This is a genomic window from Candidatus Dactylopiibacterium carminicum (assembly GCF_014736495.1).
In the GTDB taxonomy this organism is placed as follows: domain Bacteria; phylum Pseudomonadota; class Gammaproteobacteria; order Burkholderiales; family Rhodocyclaceae; genus Uliginosibacterium; species Uliginosibacterium carminicum.
This window is the reverse complement of record NZ_MDUX01000007.1, coordinates 57,535-80,500: the sequence shown is the minus strand read 5'-3', so window position 1 is coordinate 80,500 and position 22,966 is coordinate 57,535. Positions and strand designations below refer to the sequence as shown.

The following is a 22,966-nucleotide window of genomic DNA, read 5'->3' as shown; positions in this document are numbered from 1 at the left end:
CGTCCAGCGCCGCCATGTTGTCCTGCGTGTCGCGGATCAGGCGATCCAGCGTCTGGGCGTCTTCACTGGCGCTGCGTGCGGTCTGGCTCACCTGCTCGATCACCTGAGCGATCTCGTGATGGGTCTGGCGTGGCGCGCGTGATGCCACCGGTCACTGCCTCCACGCTGTGTTCGACCTTGGTCACGGCGGTCCTGCTGGCTTCGTCGATGCGTTCTATCAGGTGGAAGACCTGATCGGTCGCCTGACTGCTTCGCTCGGCCAGCTTGCGGACTTCGTCAGCCACCACGGCGAAACCGCGCCCCTGTTCGCCGGCACGCGCGGCCTCGATGGCGGCATTCAGCGCCAGCAGGTTGGTCTGGTCGGCAATCTCGCGGATCGCGCTGACCACACCCGAGATTTCACCCGCCTCACGTGCGAGGGATGCGATGATGCTCGAGACTTCATGCACGGCCTGCGTAAGGTTGCCCAATTCATCGGTGGCGGCTCGTACCACCTGCGAGCCCTGCTGTGAAATCGTGCCCGCCGACTGTGCGGCTTCCACCGCGCGCTGGGCATTGCCAGCGACCATTTCGATGCCTTCGGCAGCCTCCTCGAAGCCCCTCAGCGCGCGCTGCACCATGTCGTCCTGCGTGCCGGCCTGTTGGCGAACGCGTCCGGCCAGACCGCCCAGCTGGCCCATGTTGTGTTGCACGAGATCAGCACTCCGATGTACCTGGCTGACGACTTCGCGTTGCCGTAGCAGCATTTTGCCGATGGCTTCGGCCAGGCGTTTCACTTCCGCGCAGCCCTGTGCGCGCAAGGTGCGGGAAAGGTCACCGCTGTGGGCGATGTCTTCCGCGTCACGGGCAAGTGCTTGCAAGGCTAGCACACTGCCCCGCCACGCCCACAGGGTGGCTCCGAGCAAAATCAGGATTGCCGTGCCAGCGACGAGCAGATCGATCAGGCGGCTGTGCCGTATGGCGGCGCTGGCCGTCTCCGTCTGCGCCAGGGCATCGGCTTCGATGGCATCGGTCAGTTTTTCAAGCTGGGTTTCCAATGCGGAGAAATCGGCATTGAAGGCTTCCAGCTGGGCATCTGCATTTGCCGTGGGTTGGGCGACGATGTTGCCGGCCGTCGTGACGTAACGCTCCAGCACGGGTTGCACCGTGCTTGCCAGATTGCGGGCTTCGGCTGGCAGGGCGTTCAGGTTGTCAGCGAAATTCTTGCGCAATTGCTGTGCATGCTTTGCGAAGTCATCGCGCGCGCTGGCGAGGTCTGATTCCTGTCGCTGAGCGGCCAGCAGCGCCTTGTAGACATCGGCACGGATTGCGTCGTGCATCATGTCCACGTCGCCTTGCACGCGCGCCAGACGGCCGGTTTCGAGCACCGCCGCGTTGCTGGATTCCATGCGGGCGACGTTGATCTGGCCGACCAGTGCCGTAAAGACGAGAGAGAGGATCGCTGCCAGGCTCAGGGCCAGGAGCAAGGCACTGATGGTGACGCCGCGTTGCAACTGTACGGGGCTGGACATGGCCGATCTCCCGGTCTGGCCCGGTCAGGGCCTGCGGTTGAACAGGACGGGCGCATGCCCGCGACAGCAGACTAACGGCAGTCACGGAACGGACTTGAAGGGGGCCAGCGGGGCAGTGTTGCCACATGCCCCGTCGGGTATTGCCGGCCTGCTCTGCGGACGGCGTCACGCCGGCTTGCGCCGGAATGACACCGATTCGGCCTGTTTTTGGCTCAGGATCTGTTCCAGGTCTGTCGCGGGAGGCGTTCAGCAGCGCATGAGCCCTGATCAGCGCTTCGCCGTAAGACGAGGAACAGGGTTCTCAGCGTTCGCCGAGGCGGCGCAGTGCATCCACGCTGCGCGAGAACACGCCGCGCAGGCCCTTGGCTTCGCGGCTGGCCGGCTCGGCGCGATTGCCGTCCACGTCACGGCGGGGCTTCTCCACCACATTGCCGTTCACTTCGCGGGAAGGTCTGGCCGCCACGTTGCCATTGGCTTCACCACGCGGGCGCGGCCGGCGTGCCTGCTGCTGGCCACGACCTTCAGGTCGCGCCTGCTGCTGCGAGCCGTTGGCAGGCTTGCGGCGAGGCTCCTGCTGCGCTGCATCGCCTGCGTTGCCGCGCGGACGGGGAGTTGCTGGACGGCGTTCGCCGTTTGTCGGCGCTGCCTGTTTCTGGCTGGACTGACCGCGCCCGCGCGGTTGGCGTGGCGGTCGGGGCTGTGCGTCTTCGGCGGCTGCCGTGGCCGGAATTTCGAAGGCCGGCGGCGTCACGCGTTCGATGCTGCGTTTGGTGAACTTCTCGATGTCGCGCAGCAGCTTGTCTTCATCAGGCGACACCAGCGACAGGGCTTCGCCGCTGGCACCGGCACGCCCGGTGCGGCCAATGCGGTGCACATAGTCTTCGGGCACATTGGGCAGCTCGAAGTTCACCACGTGCGGCAGTTCGACGATATCCAGTCCGCGCGCGGCGATGTCGGTGGCGACCAGCACCTGCAGCTTGCCGGACTTGAATTCGGAGAGCGCGCGCGTCCGGGCGTTCTGGCTCTTGTTGCCGTGGATCGCCAGCGCGCTGATGCCCCCCTTGGCGAGCTGTTCTGCCAGGCGGTTGGCGCCATGCTTGGTACGTGTGAACACCAGCACCTGGAACCACTGCTGCTCGCGGATCAGATGGGCGAGCAGATGGCGCTTGGTCTTCTGATCGACCTTCATCACGTGCTGCGTGACCATTTCCGTTGTGGTGTTGCGGCGTGCGACCTCGATCATCTGCGGCTGATTGAGCAGGCGGTCCGCCAGTGCCTTGATCTCGTCGGAGAAAGTCGCCGAGAAAAGCAGGTTCTGGCGTTGCTTCGGCAGCAGCGCGAGTACCTTCTTGATGTCGTGGATGAAGCCCATGTCCAGCATGCGGTCAGCTTCGTCCAGCACCAGGATCTCGATCTGCGAGAGATCCACGGTCTTCTGCTGGGCATAATCAAGCAGGCGGCCAGGCGTGGCGACGAGCAGATCCACTCCACGGCGCAGGGCGTCGATCTGCGGATTGATGTTGACGCCACCGAACATCACGTAGGACTTGATCGGCAGGTGTGTGCCGTAATCACGGACGGATTCCTGCACCTGTGCGGCGAGCTCCCGCGTGGGGGTGAGCACCAGGGCGCGGATGGCGCCGCGCTTGCGCGCGGGGGTTTCGGTCAGGCGTTGAAGCAGCGGCAGCGTGAAGCCGGCAGTCTTGCCGGTGCCAGTCTGGGCTGCGGCCATCAGATCACCGCCGGCGAGTACCGCCGGGATGGCCTGGGCCTGGATAGGGGTGGGCGTGGTATAGCCGCGCTCGGCAACGGCGCGGACGAGGGGCTCGATGAGCCCGAGGGATGCGAAGGACATGTTTCTTTCTGATGAACGCCGGTCGACCCGCCGTCTGAGGGACGGCTCCAGTCGGAGTAGACAAGGCGGTTTCCTGGAGGTGTTGCAGGGGGCGGATGCTTAGGCAGACGGTCTGCAGACAGCGGCGGGGGACTGGAACACTTGCCGCAGGACGTGCAGTGTGCCCGAAAGCGGCGCACAACGGAAGATGCACGCTTTCGGGGCCGGCGAGGGCAAGGGGTTGCCGCCCTTGCTCAGAATTCTCCGCAGGGATCAGGGGATCTGCACGGCGGGCCAGGTAACCGGCGCCATGTCGTTCCCCAGGAAGAAGCTCGGATGCGGCGGCTGGTTGTAACCGGCGTTCTGTGCTGCCACCTGCACGCGGTACTGCGGATCGTGCATCAGGGTCGGAAAGCGGTAGCTGGACGCGGTCGTGGTCGAAAACACCAGTAGGGCCGTGTTGGTGCTGTTGCGCCACACTACTTCCTCGCGCCAGTCGCCGAAAAGATCTGCCGTCAAGACCGGATTCTTCTTGGTGCCATTGTTCGAACTCGCTCCATGAGTCGCCGCCGACAGCAGACGCGTGCTGCTCAGCGTGCTGGGGACCCACTTCTCGATCTTGGTGTCATCGAGTAGTTCGCGCGACAGATCGCCATCCCACCAGATGCCGAAGTTGTAGAACTGCGGGCGCGCCGAATCCGAAATGATCTCGCCCGCGGCACTGATCAGGAAGCTGCCGGCAGAGCTCCAGCATTCATTGCCCGGGTAAGCCGGGTCGATGTCGAAGCACACCCCACGGCCGATATCGGCTCCGGAGCCATACCCCCACAGGATTTCGCTGGTGGCGGCGTCATGCATTTCCATGCCGCGCCCGGTGCCATAGACCGTGGGGTTCTCATGCACCATGAAGATCTGCTTGCCGCTGCGCTGCGGGTTGTGCACGCCTACGTGCAGCGCGTCGCCGTGGCCCAGACCGGTGCGGTAGAGCAGCGTGCCGTCACTCTTGATGGTGGCCGCGCCATAGATGATGTCGTCCCACCCGTCTTCATCAACGTCGGCCACGCCGAGCCAGTGGGCGCCTTCGCCATAGGCGCCGCTGCCGGCGGTCGGGCTGTCATGGACCCAGCGCTGGGTGAGCTTGCCGTCACGCCAATCCCAGGCTGCCAGCACTGCGCGGGTGTAGTAGCCCCGGGTGAATACCGCCGAGGGGCGGGAACCGTCCAGATAGGCCACGCCGGCGAGGAAGCGATCCACGCGATTGCCGTAGGCATCTCCCCAGTCGGGTACGGTACCGCGCGCCGGCACGTAGTCCGTGGTGGCCAGTGCCGCGCCGCTCTTGCCGTCGAACACCGTCAGATATTCCGGGCCGGAGAGGATGTAGCCCGAGCTGTTGCGATAGTCCGCAGCAGCAGAACCGATCACGATACCGGCCCCGTCGACGGTGCCATCAGCGGTCTTGAGCATGACCTCGGCCTTGCCGTCGCCATCCAGTTTGTAGGCATCGATGAGGGTGTTGCCGGTATAGCCGGAATTGGCGTTGTCCTGTGCATTGGTCGGCTGCCACTTGAGCACGATCTCGTATTCGCCGTCGCCATCCAGATCGCCTACGCTGCCATCGTTGGCCTCATAGACATAGGCCACGCCATCCGGCGTCGTGCCACCGGCCGGGCGGGAGATCGGAATGCTCTTGTACGGCGTGCTCCACGCTCTGACCGACCCTTCCGCTGCCTGTTCCACGCCATTGATCACGGCGCGTATCGCATAGATGGCTTCGGTGGTTCCGGCCACGTCGGTGTAGTTGGTGACGCTGGTCAGCGGGGTTTCGTTGAGCCTGACTGAATCGCGATAGACGTTGAATGCGATGGACTGAGCGTCGGTAGCCAGCAGACGTCAGCTTACGAACACCCCGTCGGTCGTGTTGATCGCCACTACGCCGCGATCGAGTTTTTCCACATATTTGCCGTTCGTGCTGCCTGCACTCGAGCTGTTGGCCGAGCTGCCGGCATCGCTTGAATTGCTGCCGGTGCTGGATGTGCTGGCGCTACTGTTGCTGGCGCCACCGCCACAAGCCGTGGCGAAGGAAAGCATTGCGAAGAGAAGAAGCGTGATGAGGCCAGCAAGGCGGGGTGTTTTTCCCGGCTTGAAGTGAGACTGCTGTTGCACATGAATCTCCATGCCGCATTCCTGAGGGATGCAGTGAAAGGGGCGTTGTTTCGAAAGGGACGATCTTTGGTGTCGGCCGGGCTTCCGCTGTCATCGTTCTTGTTTGCGCCAGAGGCGGAGGCGTGGCTCCATGGATCTCCAAGCGTGCATCCAGGACGGGGCACGCACAAATACGCCTGAGGATATCCAGAGGGCGTTGTCCGCGCTGGAATGACAGCGGACGCTAATTTAGGGAAGACGCCGCCTTCGCAAAAATAATAATTCGTGATGTCTTTATCCGGCCTCCACCTGTCTCAGGGCGAGCTTTTGGTGTCGCGGATCCTGGAAGGAGCTGTCATGGTTTTTTTGTCTGGAATGTCTAAATCAGTTCATGCCATGCCTTCTTCCGCAGAGCGTATTCTTGGTCCGCTCGCATCAGGCCCTTTGATTGCCAGTCAACTCATTTGGAAAACAGAAGTCAGCCAGCCAACGCTGTTGCATGTCATGGCTGAGCTGGGTGAGCGCGTGGTGCGTATTGAGGCTGCGAGATCCATCCAATGTCTTACTGCGAGGCCCTGATCGGGGCTCATGCGCTGCTCGGCTACCCACGGCTGGCTTTGCACAGCCAGCCGGCTACGGCGGCGCGCAGCATGCTGCGCGAAACCCCGTCTGCGCCCTCATGTATCCATATACACTCCGGTTCCTGTGCTGCTCTTTTCCACGGTTTGCTTTGCACAGCAAACCGGCTGCGGCAGCGCAGAGCTGTGCTCTGCTTTTTGCAGCCTACGCCCCCGCTGACGGCCTCTCGCTACAGACTTTGAACAGGTTCTCAGAACAGCCTAGGCGCCTGCCCGGAAAATGAATACGCCCGCAAAACCCCGTCTGTGGGTGGATGCCGACGCTTGCCCGGTGGTGATCAAGGAAATCATCTTCCGCGCCGCCACCCGCAAGCAACTGGAGACCATTCTGGTCGCCAACCAGATGCTGCGCGTACCGCCTTCACCCTTCATCCGCGCCGTACAGGTGCCCGCCGGCTTTGATGTGGCGGACAATCACATCGCGTCACAGATACAACCCGGAGATCTGGTGGTGACGGCGGATATCCCGCTTGCCGCACAGGTCATCGAACGCGGCGGCGTGGCGCTCAATCCGCGTGGCGAGCTCTACACGGCGGCGAACGTGCGCGAGAGCCTGGCGATGCGCAACTTCATGGAAGAGCTGCGCTCGGCCGGCATCCAGACCGGCGGCCCCACTGCCTTCAGCCAGGCGGATCGGCAGGCGTTCGCCAACCAGCTGGATCGGCTGCTTGCGCGAATGTAGGGTGCGCTTCGCGCACCATTCTGTTCGTAGGGTGGGCTCGGCGAACCCACGCGGCATGTGCGTACCTCGACGACACTTGGCTGTTTGCGTTATCGAATTTACTCGTCCTCCTTCTCCCCGGACGACGACAGCCTGATGCTCGTTTTGTAGCGCAGCAAGGTACTGCCAAGCAGCTCTGGCAGTTCCACGCCCAAGCCTGACGCGATGTTCAGGAGCACGCTGAGTGAAGGTTGATTCTTTGCCAACTCCAGCTTGGCAATGAACGTTCGATTGACCTGACTGCGAAAGGCAAGCTCTTCCTGAGAGATTCCCAGGATATTCCTTCGCGCCTTCAACTCGTTGGCGAAGGCTTCTATCAATGCAGTGTTCTGACTGGATCGCATGTTGCGAATCTCCAGTCGCGGGTGACTTTACGCACCCGCATATATGGTACAAACTGTGCGCCGAGGGAGGCGTCAGGTGTTCTGGATGGAAGTTCGCATGTCTGCGGAAGCTGATCGGCAAAGCTTCTTCAAGGGGCGTCAGCTTCCAGGAAGCCGCTGCGGCAAAGCGGAGGCGTCATCTGCATTTGCCGGGTTTGCTACGTTTTACATTTCACGGGAGAAAAAGATGCTGAGAAATCTGCTCGCAGCATGCTGCGCAGCAAGTTTGCTGATTTCGGGATGCTCGACGATCAAAATATCGGAGCGCAACACCTCAATTGTCCTGGCCAAAGATGCCAAGAAGGGTGAAGGACCATCCGGGATAGCGGATACCTTTCCGCTGGAAGGCAAAATTGTCGCCTACATGACGTTCGGGTGGGACGACACTAATGCTCGCGGAGGCTCACAGAAAGTGGAGGTGAAGTGGTTCAGTGGCGACAGGCTGGTTTCAGCGCCAAGCAACTCGTTTGATTTCGGCAGACCACCGCACTATGTCTGGTTCACGACCTACGGAACCGCGCTGGGTATTGGCAAGGCCCGCGTGGAGGTTTATGTCGATGGTGTGTTTGCTGGCAGCAAGACGTTTGAAATTGTGGGAAAGATTTAGTTAAGCCCACCCTACAGCCACAACAAAGGGGCCATTTGGCCCCTTTGTCATCCCAACAGCGCAAGGCTTCAAAGCAGCGGCGCCAGCCATCGTTTCGCCTCAGCCTCGCTGAACCCTGCCCGCTGCGCCCAGTCCTTCATCTGGTCTTCGCCGATCTTGCTGACCGCGAAGTAGTGCGCTTCGGGGTGGGCGAGGTAGAAGCCGGAGACGGCGGCGGCCGGGTTCATGGCGAAGGTTTCGGTGAGTTCGAGGCCGATGGCTTCCTTCGGGTTGATCAGACGGAAGATCTCGCCCTTGGCAGTGTGGTCCGGGCAGGCAGGGTAGCCGGGGGCGGGGCGGATGCCTTTGTATTGCTCTGCGATCAGTTCGGCGTTGCCAAGGGTTTCGTCCGGCACGTAAGCCCAGTATTCCTTGCGCACACGCTGGTGCAGCCATTCGGCGGCGGCTTCGGCGAAGCGGTCGGCGATGGCCTTGAGCATGATGGCGTGGTAGTCGTCGTGCTGCGCTTCGTATGCGGCGATGCGCTTTTCCAGGTTGCGGCCGGCGCTGACGGCGAAGCAGCCGATCCAGTCGGGCACGCCGCTGTCCGCGTCGGCGATGAAGTCGCTGAGGCAGTAGTTCGGCTTGCCGGCCGGGCGTTCGTGCTGCTGGCGCAGGCCGTGCCACTTGGCGACGATTGCCGTGCGCGATTCGTCCTTGTAGATCAGTACGTCGTCGTTCTGCGCGGCGGCCGGGAACAGGCCGAACACGGCGTGCACCTCGATCCAGCGCTGATCGATGGCGGTCTTCAACATCTTCTGTGCGTCATTGAAGACGTTGCGCGCGGTTTCGCCGACGATTTCGTCTTCCAGGATCTGCGGGTAGCGGCCGGCCAGATCCCAGGTCTGGAAGAAGGGACCCCAGTCGATGTATTCAGCCAGGGCGGCAACGTCGATGTTGCGCAGGCGCTGGATACCGGGGCGCGCGGGTTTGGCCGGCACATAGCCTGCATCGGCATTCCACTTGAAACGATTCTCGCGGGCTGCAGCCAGCGTCACCAGCTTCACGCCGCCCTTGGCGGCATGCTGGGCGCGCACCTTTTCGTAGTCGGCGGCGACCTCGGCCGCGTAGCCGGCGCGCTGTTCGACGGAGAGCAGGCTGGTGACCACGCCGACGGCGCGCGAGGCATCCGGCACATAGACGACCGGATGCTGGTAGTGCGGTGCGATCTTGATGGCGGTATGCGCGCGGCTGGTGGTGGCGCCCCCGATCAGCAGGGGCACATCGAAGCCCTGACGCTGCATTTCGCTGGCGACGAAGCTCATTTCCTCCAGCGATGGCGTGATCAGGCCGGAGAGGCCGATGGCCTGCGCGCCATGCTCTCTGGCGGCATTGAGGATCTTTTCGGTCGGCACCATCACGCCGAGGTCGATGATTTCGTAGCCGTTGCAGCCGAGCACCACGCCGACGATGTTCTTGCCGATGTCGTGCACGTCGTCCTTCACCGTGGCGAGGATGATCCGTCCCTTGGCGGCTGCGCCGCTGCGTTTCTTTTCTTCCTCGATGAAGGGGATCAGGTGCGCGACGGCCTGCTTCATGACGCGCGCGGATTTCACCACCTGCGGCAGGAACATCTTGCCCGCGCCGAAGAGGTCGCCGACCACGCTCATGCCGTCCATCAGCGGGCCTTCGATCACGGCCAGTGGCGGGCGGCCCATCGCTTCGAGCTTGGCGCGGACTTCCTCGGTGTCTTCGACGACGAACTGTGTGATGCCGCGCACCAAGGCATGCGAGAGGCGCTGCTCGACGGGCCATTCCCGCCAGGCGAGATCCTGCGTCTGTTCCTTGGCCTGGGCCTTCACGGTCTGTGCGAATTCGACGAGTTTTTCGCCGGTATCCGGGTGGCGGTTGAGCACCACGTCCTCGACCTTTTCGCGCAGTGCCGGGTCCAGATCGTCATACACGCCGAGCTGGCCGGCGTTGACGATGCCCATGGTGAGGCCGGCCTTGATGGCGTGGTAGAGGAAGACGGTGTGGATCGCTTCGCGCACCGGGTCATTGCCGCGGAAGCTGAAGCTCACGTTCGACACGCCGCCGCTGGTCTTGGCGTAGGGTAGGTGCGTGTGGATCCAGCGCACGGCCTCGATGAAGTCGACGGCGTAGTTGTTGTGCTCTTCGATGCCGGTGGCGATGGCGAAGATGTTGGCGTCGAAGATGATGTCTTCGGGCGGAAAGCCGATGGACATCAGCAGCTCGTAGGCGCGCTGGCAGATCTCGGTCTTGCGCTGATAGGTGTCGGCCTGACCTTTTTCGTCGAAGGCCATCACCACGGCGGCCGCGCCATAGCGCATGCACAGCCTGGCGTGATGCAGGAAGGGCTCGATGCCTTCCTTCATGGAGATCGAGTTGACGATGCCCTTGCCCTGGATGCATTTGAGGCCGGCCTCGATGACTTCCCACTTCGAGGAGTCGATCATGATCGGCACGCGGGCGATGTCCGGCTCGGATGCGATGAGCTTGAGGAAGCGCTCCATCGAGGCTTTCGAGTCGAGCATGGCCTCGTCCATGTTGATGTCGATGACCTGCGCGCCGTTCTCCACCTGCTGACGGGCGACGGTCAGCGCATCCTCGAAGCGGCCTTCGATGATCATCTTGGCAAAGGCCCGCGAGCCGGTGACGTTGTTGCGTTCGCCGACGTTCACGAACAGGCTGCCCTGGCCGATGCTGAAGGGTTCCAGACCGGAAAGATCCTGCCGCACTTCCAGCGTGGGGATTGCGCGCGGCTTGATGCCGGCCACCGCGTCGGCCACGGCCTTGATGTGCGCCGGTGTGGTGCCGCAGCAGCCTCCGACGATGTTGAGGAAGCCGGATTCGGCCCATTCCCGGATATCGCCGGCGAGCTGTTCGGGCGTTTCGTCGTATCCCGTGGGTGCCAGCGGGTTCGGCAGGCCGGCGTTGGGGTGGGCGGAAATATGGGTGTTGCACACGCCGGAGAGCTCGGCGACGTACTGGCGCAGTTCCTTGGCGCCGAGCGCGCAGTTGAGGCCGAAGCTGATCGGCCGGGCATGCTTGAGCGAATGCCAGAAGGCGGTGGCGGTCTGGCCCGATAACGTGCGGCCCGAGGCGTCGGTGATGGTGCCGGAGATCATGATCGGCAGGCGGCGCGCCAGATCATTGAAGAGCTTCAGCACGGCGAAGATGGCAGCCTTGGCGTTGGCCGTGTCGAACACCGTCTCGATCAGCAGCAGATCCGCGCCGCCTTCCATCAGCCCCTTGGCCGAAGCGTAGTAATCATCGACCAGCGCGTCGAAGCTGATGTTGCGGAAGCCCGGGTCGTTTACGTCCGGCGAGATGGAGAGCGTGCGCGAGGTCGGGCCCAGCACGCCGGCGCAGTAACGCGGCTTGGCCGGGTTCTTCGCCGTGTATTCGTCGCAGAGTGTGCGCACCAGGCGCGCACCTTCGACATTCAGTTCGTATGCCACGTCTTCCAGGCCGTATTCGGCCTGCGAGACGCGCGTGCCGTTGAAGGTGTTTGTCTCGATGATGTCCGCACCGGCCTCCAGGTAGGCGCGGTGCACTTCCGTGATCACGGCGGGGCGGGTCAGCACCAGCAGGTCGTTGTTGCCCTTGAGGTCGCGCGGATGGTCGGCGAAGCGGCTGCCACGATAGTCGGCTTCACCCAGCCGGTACTGCTGGATCATGGTGCCCATGCCGCCATCCAGGATCAGGATGCGGTCACGCAGGAGGGCTTCGATTTCTGTGGTGCGGTCGGCTTGCATGGGGGCTCCAAAGCGTTCGGTGCTTCGGGCAGGCCGGGCGGATGGGGGTGGGCTGGCTCACCGGCATTCCGCACGAGTTCTGCACGAAGCGGTGAGCGCCGTTGAATCTGGCTCCGGGCGGGGCGCCGGGAGTTCCGAGCCTGGGTGCCGCCTGAATCTGGCGAACTCGCAGCGCTCCTCGGAAGGTGGTCGATTATACGGGCGCGGCGTGGGCCTTGTCAGCCGGCCGGTGGCAGCATTTCCTTGCGGATGCGCTCGTGCACCATGTGCTGCAGCTGCCCCTGGGTGTTGAATTCCACGCTGAGCTGAAGATGCGCGGGTTGCTGCGAATCCAGCGGCCAGTGCCAGCGCTCGCCGCGCGTGGGGGTGGCCTGCTCGACGCTGCCGGGTTTGCCCATCAGGCGGCGTACCTCTTCGCGGTTCATGCCCTCCTGCAGATTCACCACGCGTGACTCGGTGAGCACCTGCTCCAGGCGGAGGAGTACGCCATCGCGCGAGAAGTGCGCCATGAAGGTTTCGGGATGTTTGGGCAGCCGGGAGAATTCCACCACCAGATTGCCGTTGCTGTCCGACCAGATCATGCTCGGCTGGCCCAGCTTGTTCACCACCTGCGGCAAGGTCGCGACGCCCGGCTTGAAGCCGTCGCTCGGACCGCAGGCCGCCAGGCTGAACAGCGCGGCGACCAGGAAAACAGTGGGGACAGGAAGCTTCATGGATGGCTGCTTATAGTTTGCAGCAGCCTAGCCCGCGGGTATCCGCGGCGTATATTCTCGTTATCCCTGCGCGGCCACACGCAGCCGCGCGGCTGCCCCCCAGAGAACCGACAGATGATCGAACTGCCCAGCCACCAGACCAGCATGACCGTGCTGATGACGCCGGACATGGCCAATTTTTCCGGCAACGTGCACGGCGGCGCCGTCCTCAAGCTGCTGGATCAGGTGGCCTACGCCTGTGCGGCCCGCTATGCGGGTAGCTACGTGGTGACCCTGTCGGTGGATCAGGTGATCTTCCGCCAGCCCATCCACGTGGGCGAGCTGGTGACCTTCCTTGCTTCGGTGAATTACACCGGATCGACCTCGATGGAGATCGGCATCAAGGTGATCACCGAAAACATCCGCAGCAAGGCCGTGCGTCATGCCAACAGCTGCTTCTTCACCATGGTGGCCGTGGGCGAGGACTTTAAACCGATCACGGTGCCGTCATTGACGCCGGCCTCTGCGGACGAGAAGCGGCCCTTCAAGGCTGCCGAACTGCGCCGCAAGCTGCGCCGGGAGCTGGAAGCGCGCTACGCCGAGATCGGCTGAGCGCGGTACGTCACAATCATTGTTTATTGGGCCACCGCCGGCAACGCGGCGTTCCTGGGCCACAGCAGCCACAGCTTGCCCTGCTGGCGCATCTTGCCGGCCTGGGCGCCAGCTTCCTTGCCGAAGCCCCAGAAGAAATCCGCGCGCACGCGGCCGCGAATGGCGCCACCGGTGTCCTGCGCCATCACCAGGCGTTGCATCGGCGTGCCGTCCGGCATCTGGAAGGCGATGAACACCGGCGCACCCAGCGGGATGCTGCGCGGGTCGATGGCAATCGCCCGGGTGGCTTCCAGCGGCACGCCGAGCGAGCCTTTGGGGCCGGCGGGCTTGCCATCGATAACGGGAACGGCTTCTTCGCGGAAGAACACGTAGCTGGGATTCACGTTGAGCAGTTCGTGCAGGCGCTGCGGGTTGGCACCCGCCCACTTCTGGATGCCCTGCATCGAGGCCTGGGCCAGCGTAAGCTCGCCCTGGTCGATCAGCCAGCGGCCGATGGAGCGGTAGGGATGGCCATTCTGGTCGGCATAGGCGATCCGCACGCGAGAGCCATCCGCCAGCGCCACCTGGCCGGAGCCCTGGATCTGCAGGAAGAAGAATTCGATCGGATCGGCCGCCCATAGCAGCACCTTGGCCGGGAAGCCTTCGCCCTGCGCGTCGATCTGGGCGCGCGACCAGTAGGGCAGCACCTTGCGTTCCTCCAGCCGGCCGCGCAGGCGCAGGGATTTGGTTTCCGGATACACCTCGCCGAGATCCAGCTGCAGCATGTCGCTCGGCACCGCGTACACCGGCACGGCATTCTTCGCGCTCTTCCAGCGGCTGCCCTGGATCAGCGGCTCGTAGTAGCCGGTGATCAGGCCTTCACGGCTGCCATCGGCATTGGTAACGGCCCAGGGCTGAAGATGGTTTTCGAGGAAGCCGCGAATGGCTTCGCGCGTGGGTTTCTCGCCCAGTGCGCGTGCGGCTTCGCAGGGCTCTACCCAGGCGGCCTTCACGCTGGCCGCGCGGATCGCACGGCAGGATGCGAGCAGGCCGGGCCAGGCGGCAGCCAGATCGTCGCGCTGCCATTCGGGCAGATCTGCCCATTGCGCAGCCTGGAACGCTTCGGCAGGCGGCGGCACGGGAGTGGGAGGGATTTCTCCGGCGCAGACGGGGCAGGCCGGGCAGCTCATGGCAATCGGCGTCCGCGGTGCAGGCGACGAGGCTGGGGGGGCGGGGCACTGCGCCACGGAAGGCCCGGCGGGCTCCACCGGAACCTGCGTACAGCCGGCCATCAGGCCCAGAATCGTCAGACAGCCAAGCCAGTGTTTCATAAGTCGTCCTCGCGCCGCTCAAGCGCGAAAGTATACTGGCGCTTCGCTGTAGCCCGAGAAAATTGCCGCAATGACCCCCGCCGACCTCGAACGCCTGCTCACCCGTGCTGAACATCTGTTTGACCGCTTGGAAGGCATCCTGCCGCCCGCCTTGCCGGCGCCGGACTGGACTGCGCACGCCTACCGCTGGCGTAGCCGTCAAGGCCGGGGCTGGCTGGAGGCCTTGCATCGCCTGCAGCCGGTGCGTCTGTCGGATCTGTGCGACATCGATACGCAGAAGGCGCGTGTGGAGGCCAATACCCGCCAGTTCGTGGCCGGCGGCCGTGCCAACAACGTGCTGCTCACCGGTGCGCGCGGCACCGGCAAGAGCACGCTGGTGCGTGCGCTGCTCACCGAATACGCGCCGCGTGGCTTGCGTGTGGTGGAGATCGACCGTAACGATCTGATCGATCTGCCGCGTATCGTGGAATTGGTGGCCGCCCGGCCCGAGCGTTTCATCCTCTTCTGCGACGATCTTTCCTTCGAGGATGGCGATCCGGCCTACAAGGCGCTCAAGAGCGTGCTCGACGGCAGCTTCGCGGCGGTCCCCGAGAATGTGCTGATCTACGCGACCAGCAACCGCCGCCACCTGATGCCCGAATACTTCTCGGAAAACCTGCAGACCCGCCATGGCGATGAAGAGCTGCATCCGGGCGAGGCGGTGGAGGAGAAGGTGTCGCTCTCCGAGCGTTTCGGTCTTTGGGTGAGCTTCTACAGTTTCAACCAGGACGAGTATCTGGATGTCGTGCGCCACTGGCTTGCCGAGTTCGGCGTCGACCTGGCGGATTGGGACGAAACGATTCGCCGTGAGGCGCTGCAATGGTCTCAATTGCGTGCTTCGCGCACTGGCCGCGTGGCCTGGCAGTTCGCGCGAGACTATGCCGGCCGTGTCGCGGCGGAGGCCGATCGTGCTTGATGCCGCCCAGCTCACGGGGCGCAGCGACAGCCACGTGCGCGAATTCCAGTTCAGTGACGACAGCGGTTTCTTCGCCCACCCGGAGGCCGCGTTGGCCTTCCTGCGCCTGCGCGAAGCTGCCGCCGCCGAGCGCATCGACCTGCGCCCGGCCAGCGTCTTCCGCAGTTTCGACGGCCAGCTGCGCATCTGGCGGGCGAAGTGGCAGGGCCTGCGTCCGCTCTACGATGCCGACGGCCAGCCCATGGACCACGCCAGCCTGAGCGAGGCTGAGCTGATCGATGCGATCCTCGAATGGTCCGCATTGCCGGGTGCCAGCCGCCATCACTGGGGCAGCGAATTCGATGTCTTCGACCTGGCCGCGATGCCTGCCGATTACCGTCTGCAACTGCTGCCCGCCGAATACGCGCCGGAGGGCGTATTTGCCTATCTGAATGCCTGGCTGGATCGCAACATGGCGCGTTTCGGCTTCTTCCGCCCCTACGACTGCGAGCGCGGTGGCCTGCATGTGGAGCCCTGGCACCTTTCCTATGCACCGGTTTCGGTGCCTGCGCTGGCAGCGCTGACCCCGGCACTGATCCGCGAAGCCCTGCTGACGGAGCCCATCGATGGCCAGGCCCTGCTGCTGGAGCGCATCGACAGCATCCATGCCCGCCAGGTCTGTCTGGTGGGAGCCCCCGCCACGCTGGCCTGAACGCCCCTTTGAACGTCATTCTTGCCCCCGACCCCTCCATGAAAAAGATCGTCCACGTCGCCGCCGCCGTGATCACCCGGCAGGATGGCAGCTTCCTGCTCGGCCAGCGTGCGGCCGAAACCTTTTACCCAAATTTCTGGGAATTCCCCGGGGGCAAGGTCGAGCCTGGTGAAACGCCGTATCAGGCCCTGGTGCGCGAATTGCAGGAAGAGCTTGGCATCACCGTCACCCAGGCCTGGCCATGGATCCGTCGTGAGCATGTGTACAAACATGCACATGTGAGCCTGCATTTCTTCGAGGTTTCGGGCTGGGAAGGCGAGCCGCAGGGCCACGTGCACAGTGCCCTGGCCTGGCAGCAGGCTGATGCGCTTGCCGTGGGGCCGATGCTGCCGGCCAACGGCCCGATCCTCAAGGCCTTGCGTCTGCCCCGCGTGATGGCGATTACCCAGGCGGCCACGTATGGAATCTCGGCTCAGCTGGAAATGCTGGATCGTGCGCTGGCCGACGGGCTGCGCCTGGTCCAGTTGCGTGAACCTGGCCTGCCGGCTGCCGAGCGTACGGTATTCCTGACGGCGGCGCGGGCGCAGTGCGAGGCTGCGGGAGCCATCGGCGTCTGCAACGAGGGCGACGCGCTCACGCCGGGCGTGGCCGAGCGCCACCTGCCGGCGCGTGTGCTGATGCGCCTGCGCGAGCGGCCCGAGGGCGAATGGGTAGGCGCTTCATGCCACAACCGGGCCGAACTGGAGCAGGCGGCGGCGCTGGGGCTGGATTACGCGGTACTCGGCCATGTGCTGCCTACGCCGAGTCACGTGGGGCAGCCACCATTGGGTTGGGCGGGGTTTGCCGAACGGGTGGCAGGCCTGTCGTTGCCGGTGTTTGCCATCGGAGGCGTTACACCGGCGGATATGGAGATTGCGCGCGCGCATGGCGCGCATGGCATTGCGATGATGCGCGGGGCTTGGGAGGGCTTGCGCGCCTGAGCCTTTGTTTCAGGCGGCCGGGCGTACCGACTGGTTGCGCTCCGCGATGAGATCTTCGGAGCCGTTCTGGTCGGTGGGCTCTGTTTTGGCCGGTGAAGGTGTGGCGCTGTGGCTTCCTCCCGAGCCGTGGGCACAAGGCAGCGCTGTGGCCAACAGCAGCATCAGGAAGAATGGGGGACGTTTCATGATAAGGGTTCTCCGCAACGGCATGCCCTGAAGCATAGGAAGGCAACTTCCCCGCAACAAGGGCGGATTTTTGCGTTTGCGCAAAAGCAGTCAAAACCCTGTCTGTCGATCAGCGCAGCAGCGTGCGTGCCAGTTGGCGGGCCATCCGTTCGGCCTGGGAGAGATAGCCCTGGCCGAAAAGGTTCAGGTGGTTGAGCACGTGGTAGAGGTTGTAAAGGGGCTTTCGCGTCTCGAAACCGGGGGCCAGCGGCCAGGCTGCGCGATAGGCCGCGTAGAAGGCGAGCGGGAATCCGCCAAAGAGTTCGGTCATCGCCAGATCGGCCTCGCGGTCGCCAAAATAGCAGGCCGGGTCGTACAGCACCGGCGTGCCGTCGGCCAGCACCGCGATGTTGCCGCCCCATAGGTCGCCATGCAGCAGGCTGGGGCGGGGCTGCTCGCCGAGGAACAGCGCTGCGGTGTTCTTGCACAGTTGCTCGCCATGACGCTGCAACTCGCCGCCGAAGCCCCGGCGGGCGGCCAGGGCGAGTTGCGGGCGTAGACGCTGTTCGACGAAGAATCGTGGCCAGGCTTCGTAGGCGGGATTGGCTTGCGGTGTGGCGCCGATGAAGTTGTCGCGCGTCCAGCCGAAATGTGCCCCTTCCTGACGGTGCATCGCGGCCAGCGCTTCGCCGGCCCGGCAGGCGTGGGCCGTGTCGCGCAGCGGCGAGAGATCTAGCCATTCGAGCAGCAGCCAGGCGTGTTCTCCTTCGTCGCCATGCCCCAGCACGGCCGGCACGCGGATTGCGTCGCAGCGAGCCAGAGCTGTGAGGCCGTCGGCCTCGGCGGCGAACATGGCTGCATCGGCCGCCTTGCGCAATTTCAGGAATAGGCGCTCACGCCCGGCGCCCTGTAGTTGCAGGGCGGTGTTGATGTCGCCGCCGGCAACCGGCCGGGCGTCGGCAAGCCTGAAACCGTTGCCCAGCGCTTCGCGGGCGAGCTGTTCCAGTCTATGTTGCAGTGAGGCGGGCAGGCGGTTCATTCTCGGTGGCCGGAGATTTATGCACCGGCGTCGCGCGGCAGGCGCCACAGCCAGAACAGGGAGCTGGCCGAGACCAGCCCGACGAAGATGAAGGCGGGTGTGAAGGCCGCTGCCGTGATGCCGCCCTGGCCTTGCAGATGCGTGGCGGCTTCCAGCGCCAGCGCACCGACGGTGATGCCGGTGCCGGCGGCCAGTTGCTGCACCACGCTGGCGAGGCTGGTGGCCTGGCTCATCGCGGGTTTGTCCACCTCGGCGTAGGAAAGCGTGTTCAGGCTGGTGAACTGCAGTGAGCGCAGGCAGCCGGTAAACAGCAGAAAGCCGATGATCCACAGGTGCGGCGTGGTGGCTGTGAAGCTGCCGATGCCGGCCAGGGTGATGGCGACCAGTGCGGCGTTCACGGTCAGTACGCGGCGGAAACCGAAGCGCTGCAGGATGCGCGCTGCCAGCGTCTTCATGAACAGGGCGCCGACCGCCGAGGCGCAGGTGAGCAGGCCGGATTCGAAGGCGTTCATGCCGAAGCCCAGCTGCATCAGCAGGGGCAGCAGGAAGGGAATGGCGCCGATGCCGATGCGGAAGAAGTAGCCGCCGGCCACGCGCCCGCGCGGAAGGTGGGCAGACAGAACAGGCGAAGGTTGAGGATGGGGTGCTCGCGGTGCAGGGCATGGCGGATGTGCAGGGCCAGCAGCATCGCGCCGATCAGCATCGCGCCCAGCGATACGGAGACCGGCAGCAGGCCACGGCCATAGGTGGCCAGGCCCATCATCAGCAGCGAAAGGCTGATGGCGGAGAGCAGAAAGCCCGGTACATCCAGCGCGGGCGATTCCTCGGCCTTGGTGTTTTCGATGTAGATGCCCGCCAGGATCAAGCCCACGATGCAGATCGGCACGTTGATGAAGAAGATCCAGCGCCAGTGGAACCAGGTGCTGATGAAGCCCCCGAGGGGTGGTCCGATCACAGGGCCGAGCAGCGCGGGAATGGTCAGGTAGCTCATGGCTCGCACCATCTCCGCCTTGGTGGTGGAGCGCAGCACCACCAGACGGCCCACCGGCACCATCATGGCGCCACCGATGTCCTGCAGGAAGCGTGCAGCGACGAAACCGGCCAGAGAATCGGAAAACGCGCACAGCACCGAGCCCAGCATGAACACGATCATCGAGCCGCGAAACACCGTGCGTGCGCCGAAGCGATCCGCCATCCAGTCACTGATGGGAATGAAGACGGCCAGACTCAGCAGATAGGAGGTAAGGGCCAGCTTCAGCGAGATCGGGTCTTCGCCCAGATCCCGCGCGATGTCCGGCAGCGAGGTCGCGATCACCGTCGAGTCCATGTTTTCCATGAACAGGGCACAGGCAACGATCATCGGGATCAGGACGACGCGCGGGATCCGGGGCAGGGCGAACTTCATGGGGAAGGGCTGGCTTGGCAGGCGGTGGATGGTAGCACCGGCGCCGGACCGAAGGCGTTTCCGCACGCCCCGGAGCGCCGCCACATGCTGGAAGGATGGCGGCTGATTCGATGGAGATCCCGGGTTTTTGGGCTTTATCCGGGGCTTACGGCCGGTCAGCTTATATAATGCGGCGGTGACCCCCTCGCAGTGAGTACCTGTTCGTCGAGCAGGTTCCGGGACCTTGGCCGCCGCTGAGGTCCGCATGCAAGGCGGGGCATGATGCGGTTTGCATTCGTGTTGGCGCGGATGGCAAGGCGCTGTGTCCTTGCAGGAATCCTGTTTCGTGTGAACGTCGGCCTGTTGTCGGCTCGCGCGGGCGTTTCTGCATATGGGTTTGCCAAGTGATTCCGAGGCTTTCGGAACTTTGGCATGCCTTGTGCTCTCTAGCCTGCTGGCTTTTGACTCCACTCCTTCAACCTCATCTGCCGTCGACCTCCAAATGGATCACAACATCCCTCTGATCACCACGCTTGCCGCCGGCTTCGGCATCGCTCTGATCCTCGGTTTCATCGCCGAGCGCATCAAGGTGCCGGCCCTGGTGGGTTACCTTCTCGCGGGCATCATCATCGGCCCTTCCACGCCGGGCTTCGTCGCCGATGTGCACCTGGCCTCCCAGTTATCGGAGATCGGTGTCATGCTGCTGATGTTCGGTGTGGGTCTGCACTTTTCGCTGGGCGATCTGCTGGCCGTCAAACGCATCGCCATCCCGGGCGCGGTGGCGCAGATGGGGCTGGCCACCATTCTGGGCATGGGTGTTTCCATGTGGTGGGGCTGGCACTGGGGCAGCGCGCTGATCTTCGGCCTGACGCTGTCCTGCGCCAGCACCGTGGTGCTGCTCAAGGCACTGGAAGCGCGCGGGGTGCTCGATACGATGAACGGCCGCATTGCCGTGGGCTGGCTGGTGGTTGAGGATCTGGCCACTGTGTTGTTCCTGGTGCTGCTGCCACCGCTGGCGGGAGTCCTGGGCAATGGCGAGGCGGCTACCGAAGCTGCTGCAGCGGCCACCGAGGGCGGATCCCTGTGGGCCACCATCGGCTGGACCCTGCTGCAGGTTTCGGCCTTCATCGCATTGATGTTGATCGCCGGACGCCGTGTGTTGCCGTGGTTGCTGTGGCAGATCTCGCGTACCGGTTCGCGCGAGCTGTTCACGCTGTCCGTGATCGCCGCGGCCATCGGTATTGCCTACGGCGCGGCCCTGCTGTTCAGCGTGTCATTCGCGCTGGGGGCGTTCTTCGCCGGCATGGTGATGCGTGAATCGCAATTCAGCCACCGTGCGGCCGAGGAATCACTGCCGCTGCGCGATGCCTTCTCGGTGCTGTTTTTCGTGTCCGTCGGCATGCTGTTCGAGCCCAGCATTCTGATCGAGCAGCCGGTGCATTTGCTGGGCGTGGTGCTCATCATCATGTTCGGCAAATCGATTGCCGCGCTGGCGCTGGTGCTGGCCTTCCGCTATCCGCTGAACACCGCGCTGACGGTTTCCGCCAGCCTTGCACAGATCGGCGAATTCTCCTTCATCCTGGCGGGCCTCGGGCTTTCCCTCGGCCTGCTGCCTACCGAGGGCATGAACCTGGTGCTGGCCGGTGCGCTGATTTCCATCGCGCTCAATCCGGTGCTGTTCGCCGCCATCGAGCCCGTCCGGGCCTGGATCCTGCGTCGCTCCGATCTGGCGCGCCGCCTGGAGCAACGCAGCGACCCCTATGCCGAGTTGCCCATGAGCACCGAGCGCAAGTATCTGGAAGGCCAGGTCGTGGTGGTGGGCTATGGCCGCGTCGGCAAGCGCATCGTCAAGGCGCTGGAAGCGCAGGGAATTCCGTACGTGCTGGTGGAGCAGATCCGCGAACAGGTGGAAGGGCTGCGCGAAAAGGACATCAAGGCCGTTTCGGGCAATGCGGCCGATCCCATCGTGCTGGTACAGGCGCATATCGCCAAGGCCGCGATGCTGGTGGTGGCGGCCTATGATCCACTGCGGGTGCGCCAGATGGTGGAAACCGCGCGCACGCTGAATCCGGAGATCGAGATCGTGTTGCGCACGCACAGCGAGGAAGAGTCCGCGATGCTGCGCAAGGACGGGCTGGGTACCGTGTTCTACGGCGAAGAGGAGCTCGCCAAGGGCATGACCGGCCACATCTTGGAGCGCTTTTCACCGGCCACAGCAGCCACGCACGGGCATGCATGAGCAGGTGCTTACTCGCAGGAACCCCCGGAAACCCGCATGAAATGCGGGTTTTTCTTTGGACGGGCACTCTTGACTTTGCGCGGCCATGGCCTAGAGTTACGCACTTCAAGGGGAGTAGCTTTTCCGCCACAGCATCGTCATCCCGGTAGTCAGATTTTCTGTCCCCCGGTGCTGTGGGCAACGATTCCGTTGCAAGCGAGACCTTGCCCAAAGGGCGAGGTCCGCGATTAAAAACGAGCGCAGGCCTGTGTCTTTAGGGAGCAGGCCTTTTTTGTCTTTTGACGGAGCGTTTTGTGGAATCGATAGGAACCTGGTGGATGTGGGCAGTGTTTGCTGCCATCGTGGTCGGCATGCTGTTGCTGGATCTTCTCGTCTTTGGCGGGGGCAAGCAGCACAAGGTGTCGTTGAAGGAAGCAGGTGTCTGGTCCTGCGTCTGGGTTGGCGTGGCGCTGCTCTTCTCCGCCGGCCTGTGGTGGTATCTGGATGGCAGCCTGGGGCGCGAGATCGCCAACGAGCAGGCGCTGGCCTTCCTGACCGGGTATCTGGTCGAGAAGTCGCTGGCCGTCGACAACGTCTTCGTCTGGATGATGATCTTCAGCTTCTTCGCGGTGCCGCTGGAATTGCAGCGCCGCGTGCTGCTGTACGGCATCGTCGGCGCGATCATCCTGCGCACGGTGATGATCTTCGCTGGCAGCTGGCTGATCTCCGAATTCCACTGGCTGCTGTATCTCTTCGGTGCCTTCCTGGTCATTACCGGGATCAAGATGGCCTGGTTTGCCGAGCATGACAGCGATCTTTCGAAGAACCCGTTCGTGCGCTGGATCCGCAACCACTATCCGGTGACCGAGAAGCTCGAAGGCGAGCGCTTCTTCATCGTGCGTGACGGTGTGCGCATGATCACGCCGCTGTTCCTGGCACTGGTGCTGGTAGAGATTTCGGACGTGATTTTCGCGGTCGACAGCATCCCGGCGATCTTTGCGATCACCACCGACCCTTTCATCGTGCTTACTTCCAACCTCTTCGCGATCCTGGGCCTGCGTGCGATGTACTTCCTGCTGGCCAACCTGGGTGACCGCTTTGAGCTGCTGAAATATGGTCTGGCTGCGATCCTGATCTTCATCGGCACCAAGATGCTGATCGTCGACTGGTTCAAGATCCCGGTGCTGGTGTCGCTGGCCGTGGTAGCCGTGATTCTTGCGATCTCCGTGTTCGCCAGCCTGTGGTATTCGGCACGTAAGCGCCGCCTGGCGGGACATTGAATCCAGCCGGAATGAAAAAGCCCCACGGCAGCGATGCCGTGGGGCT

Annotated in this window: 21 protein-coding genes and 1 riboswitch; of the genes, 9 read left to right on the top strand and 12 right to left on the bottom strand. The window is 63.8% G+C overall.

Annotated features, from left to right (window positions below; all coding sequences use genetic code 11):
- Positions 1 to 62: 62 nt before the first annotated feature.
- The 4 genes from BGI27_RS18630 to BGI27_RS17870 form a co-directional block, all read right to left on the bottom strand.
- Positions 63 to 1,511 carry a methyl-accepting chemotaxis protein gene (locus BGI27_RS18630; RefSeq protein WP_095523537.1) on the bottom strand — a complete coding sequence of 483 codons (1,449 nt, stop codon included), beginning with the start codon at positions 1,509 to 1,511 and terminating at the stop codon, positions 63 to 65.
- 301 nt (positions 1,512 to 1,812) lie between these two features.
- Positions 1,813 to 3,366 (bottom strand): DEAD/DEAH box helicase, encoded by a 1,554-nt coding sequence (locus BGI27_RS03610; protein WP_095523536.1) that lies wholly within the window; start codon positions 3,364 to 3,366, stop codon positions 1,813 to 1,815.
- A 252-nt stretch (positions 3,367 to 3,618) separates the two neighbouring features.
- On the bottom strand, positions 3,619 to 5,229 hold the full coding sequence (locus tag BGI27_RS03605) for a rhamnogalacturonan lyase (protein ID WP_223871577.1): 1,611 nt from the start codon (positions 5,227 to 5,229) through the stop codon (positions 3,619 to 3,621).
- 6 nt (positions 5,230 to 5,235) lie between these two features.
- Complete coding sequence (locus BGI27_RS17870; protein ID WP_223871575.1) at positions 5,236 to 5,520, bottom strand: hypothetical protein; 285 nt, start codon at positions 5,518 to 5,520, stop codon at positions 5,236 to 5,238.
- 324 nt (positions 5,521 to 5,844) lie between these two features.
- Here BGI27_RS17870 and BGI27_RS03600 point away from each other — a divergent pair, with 324 nt between their 5' ends.
- Together BGI27_RS03600 and BGI27_RS03595 are read left to right on the top strand one after the other, a co-directional pair.
- Positions 5,845 to 6,066, top strand: coding sequence for a hypothetical protein (locus BGI27_RS03600; protein WP_141239698.1), 222 nt, complete (start codon positions 5,845 to 5,847; stop codon positions 6,064 to 6,066).
- Between the two features lie 279 nt (positions 6,067 to 6,345).
- Complete coding sequence (locus tag BGI27_RS03595) at positions 6,346 to 6,807, top strand: YaiI/YqxD family protein (RefSeq protein ID WP_095523535.1); 462 nt, start codon at positions 6,346 to 6,348, stop codon at positions 6,805 to 6,807.
- Between the two features lie 98 nt (positions 6,808 to 6,905).
- Here BGI27_RS03595 and BGI27_RS03590 read toward each other — a convergent pair whose 3' ends face one another.
- A complete protein-coding gene (locus BGI27_RS03590; RefSeq protein WP_095523534.1) occupies positions 6,906 to 7,190 on the bottom strand; it encodes a helix-turn-helix domain-containing protein in 285 nt (94 codons plus the stop codon).
- Positions 7,191 to 7,287: 97 nt separating this feature from the next.
- Between BGI27_RS03590 and BGI27_RS03585 the strand changes: the two genes are divergently transcribed.
- The gene (locus tag BGI27_RS03585; RefSeq protein WP_095523533.1) at positions 7,288 to 7,836 is read left to right on the top strand and encodes a hypothetical protein; all 549 of its coding nucleotides are present in this window, start codon (positions 7,288 to 7,290) and stop codon (positions 7,834 to 7,836) included.
- A gap of 68 nt (positions 7,837 to 7,904) precedes the next feature.
- Here BGI27_RS03585 and metH read toward each other — a convergent pair whose 3' ends face one another.
- Both metH and bamE read right to left on the bottom strand, forming a co-directional pair.
- Positions 7,905 to 11,594: a methionine synthase gene (metH, locus tag BGI27_RS03580; RefSeq protein WP_095523532.1), complete on the bottom strand. Its 3,690-nt coding sequence runs from the start codon at positions 11,592 to 11,594 to the stop codon at positions 7,905 to 7,907.
- Positions 11,595 to 11,680: 86 nt separating this feature from the next.
- A riboswitch (S-adenosyl-L-homocysteine riboswitch) is annotated at positions 11,681 to 11,780 on the bottom strand.
- A 32-nt stretch (positions 11,781 to 11,812) separates the two neighbouring features.
- On the bottom strand, positions 11,813 to 12,307 hold the full coding sequence (gene bamE / locus BGI27_RS03575; RefSeq protein WP_095523531.1) for an outer membrane protein assembly factor BamE domain-containing protein: 495 nt from the start codon (positions 12,305 to 12,307) through the stop codon (positions 11,813 to 11,815).
- A gap of 117 nt (positions 12,308 to 12,424) precedes the next feature.
- Here bamE and BGI27_RS03570 point away from each other — a divergent pair, with 117 nt between their 5' ends.
- Positions 12,425 to 12,898: an acyl-CoA thioesterase gene (locus tag BGI27_RS03570; protein WP_095523555.1), complete on the top strand. Its 474-nt coding sequence runs from the start codon at positions 12,425 to 12,427 to the stop codon at positions 12,896 to 12,898.
- Between the two features lie 23 nt (positions 12,899 to 12,921).
- On the opposite strand, the gene mltA is transcribed toward BGI27_RS03570, so the two are convergent.
- Entirely contained in the window at positions 12,922 to 14,208 is a 1,287-nt protein-coding gene (mltA, locus tag BGI27_RS03565) for a murein transglycosylase A (protein WP_095523530.1), read from the bottom strand.
- 70 nt (positions 14,209 to 14,278) lie between these two features.
- On the opposite strand from mltA, the gene BGI27_RS03560 reads away from it, so the two are divergent.
- The 3 genes from BGI27_RS03560 to BGI27_RS03550 are packed head-to-tail and all read left to right on the top strand — an operon-like array spanning position 14,279 to position 16,834.
- A complete protein-coding gene (locus BGI27_RS03560; protein ID WP_095523529.1) occupies positions 14,279 to 15,163 on the top strand; it encodes an ATP-binding protein in 885 nt (294 codons plus the stop codon).
- Entirely contained in the window at positions 15,156 to 15,854 is a 699-nt protein-coding gene (locus BGI27_RS03555; RefSeq protein ID WP_170942912.1) for a M15 family metallopeptidase, read from the top strand. The genes BGI27_RS03560 and BGI27_RS03555 overlap by 8 nt, the downstream gene beginning before the upstream one ends.
- Positions 15,855 to 15,892: 38 nt before the next feature.
- Positions 15,893 to 16,834 (top strand): Nudix family hydrolase, encoded by a 942-nt coding sequence (locus BGI27_RS03550; protein WP_095523554.1) that lies wholly within the window; start codon positions 15,893 to 15,895, stop codon positions 16,832 to 16,834.
- Positions 16,835 to 16,843: 9 nt separating this feature from the next.
- Here the strand turns inward: BGI27_RS03550 and BGI27_RS03545 are convergent, their stop codons facing one another.
- The 4 genes from BGI27_RS03545 to BGI27_RS17860 all read right to left on the bottom strand — a co-directional run bounded on the left by BGI27_RS03545 (position 16,844) and on the right by BGI27_RS17860 (position 19,443).
- The gene (locus BGI27_RS03545) at positions 16,844 to 17,020 is read right to left on the bottom strand and encodes a hypothetical protein (protein ID WP_170942913.1); all 177 of its coding nucleotides are present in this window, start codon (positions 17,018 to 17,020) and stop codon (positions 16,844 to 16,846) included.
- Positions 17,021 to 17,129: 109 nt separating this feature from the next.
- Positions 17,130 to 18,038, bottom strand: a complete 909-nt coding sequence (locus BGI27_RS03540; RefSeq protein ID WP_095523527.1) for a fructosamine kinase family protein — start codon at positions 18,036 to 18,038, stop codon at positions 17,130 to 17,132.
- A gap of 17 nt (positions 18,039 to 18,055) precedes the next feature.
- Complete coding sequence (locus BGI27_RS17865) at positions 18,056 to 18,631, bottom strand: MFS transporter (protein ID WP_223871574.1); 576 nt, start codon at positions 18,629 to 18,631, stop codon at positions 18,056 to 18,058.
- Positions 18,568 to 19,443, bottom strand: coding sequence for an MFS transporter (locus tag BGI27_RS17860; protein WP_223871573.1), 876 nt, complete (start codon positions 19,441 to 19,443; stop codon positions 18,568 to 18,570). Before BGI27_RS17860 ends, BGI27_RS17865 begins: the two co-directional genes overlap by 64 nt.
- Before the next feature lie 481 nt (positions 19,444 to 19,924).
- Between BGI27_RS17860 and BGI27_RS03530 the strand changes: the two genes are divergently transcribed.
- Positions 19,925 to 21,661: a cation:proton antiporter gene (locus tag BGI27_RS03530; protein WP_095523526.1), complete on the top strand. Its 1,737-nt coding sequence runs from the start codon at positions 19,925 to 19,927 to the stop codon at positions 21,659 to 21,661.
- A 293-nt stretch (positions 21,662 to 21,954) separates the two neighbouring features.
- Positions 21,955 to 22,920 carry a TerC family protein gene (locus tag BGI27_RS03525; protein WP_095523525.1) on the top strand — a complete coding sequence of 322 codons (966 nt, stop codon included), beginning with the start codon at positions 21,955 to 21,957 and terminating at the stop codon, positions 22,918 to 22,920.
- Positions 22,921 to 22,966 lie beyond the last annotated feature (46 nt).

Coding starts and splice junctions, on each gene's coding strand:
- BGI27_RS03595 (WP_095523535.1), top strand. CDS start 6,346: ATGAATACGCCCGCAAAACCCCGTCTGTGGGTGGATGCCGACGCTTGC.
- BGI27_RS03590 (WP_095523534.1), bottom strand. CDS start 7,190: ATGCGATCCAGTCAGAACACTGCATTGATAGAAGCCTTCGCCAACGAG.
- BGI27_RS17870 (WP_223871575.1), bottom strand. CDS start 5,520: ATGGAGATTCATGTGCAACAGCAGTCTCACTTCAAGCCGGGAAAAACA.
- BGI27_RS03600 (WP_141239698.1), top strand. CDS start 5,845: ATGGTTTTTTTGTCTGGAATGTCTAAATCAGTTCATGCCATGCCTTCT.
- mltA (WP_095523530.1), bottom strand. CDS start 14,208: ATGAAACACTGGCTTGGCTGTCTGACGATTCTGGGCCTGATGGCCGGC.
- BGI27_RS03550 (WP_095523554.1), top strand. CDS start 15,893: ATGAAAAAGATCGTCCACGTCGCCGCCGCCGTGATCACCCGGCAGGAT.
- BGI27_RS03540 (WP_095523527.1), bottom strand. CDS start 18,038: ATGAACCGCCTGCCCGCCTCACTGCAACATAGACTGGAACAGCTCGCC.
- BGI27_RS17860 (WP_223871573.1), bottom strand. CDS start 19,443: ATGAAGTTCGCCCTGCCCCGGATCCCGCGCGTCGTCCTGATCCCGATG.
- BGI27_RS03610 (WP_095523536.1), bottom strand. CDS start 3,366: ATGTCCTTCGCATCCCTCGGGCTCATCGAGCCCCTCGTCCGCGCCGTT.
- BGI27_RS03585 (WP_095523533.1), top strand. CDS start 7,288: ATGTCTGCGGAAGCTGATCGGCAAAGCTTCTTCAAGGGGCGTCAGCTT.
- BGI27_RS03530 (WP_095523526.1), top strand. CDS start 19,925: ATGGATCACAACATCCCTCTGATCACCACGCTTGCCGCCGGCTTCGGC.
- BGI27_RS18630 (WP_095523537.1), bottom strand. CDS start 1,511: ATGTCCAGCCCCGTACAGTTGCAACGCGGCGTCACCATCAGTGCCTTG.
- bamE (WP_095523531.1), bottom strand. CDS start 12,307: ATGAAGCTTCCTGTCCCCACTGTTTTCCTGGTCGCCGCGCTGTTCAGC.
- BGI27_RS03545 (WP_170942913.1), bottom strand. CDS start 17,020: ATGAAACGTCCCCCATTCTTCCTGATGCTGCTGTTGGCCACAGCGCTG.
- metH (WP_095523532.1), bottom strand. CDS start 11,594: ATGCAAGCCGACCGCACCACAGAAATCGAAGCCCTCCTGCGTGACCGC.
- BGI27_RS03560 (WP_095523529.1), top strand. CDS start 14,279: ATGACCCCCGCCGACCTCGAACGCCTGCTCACCCGTGCTGAACATCTG.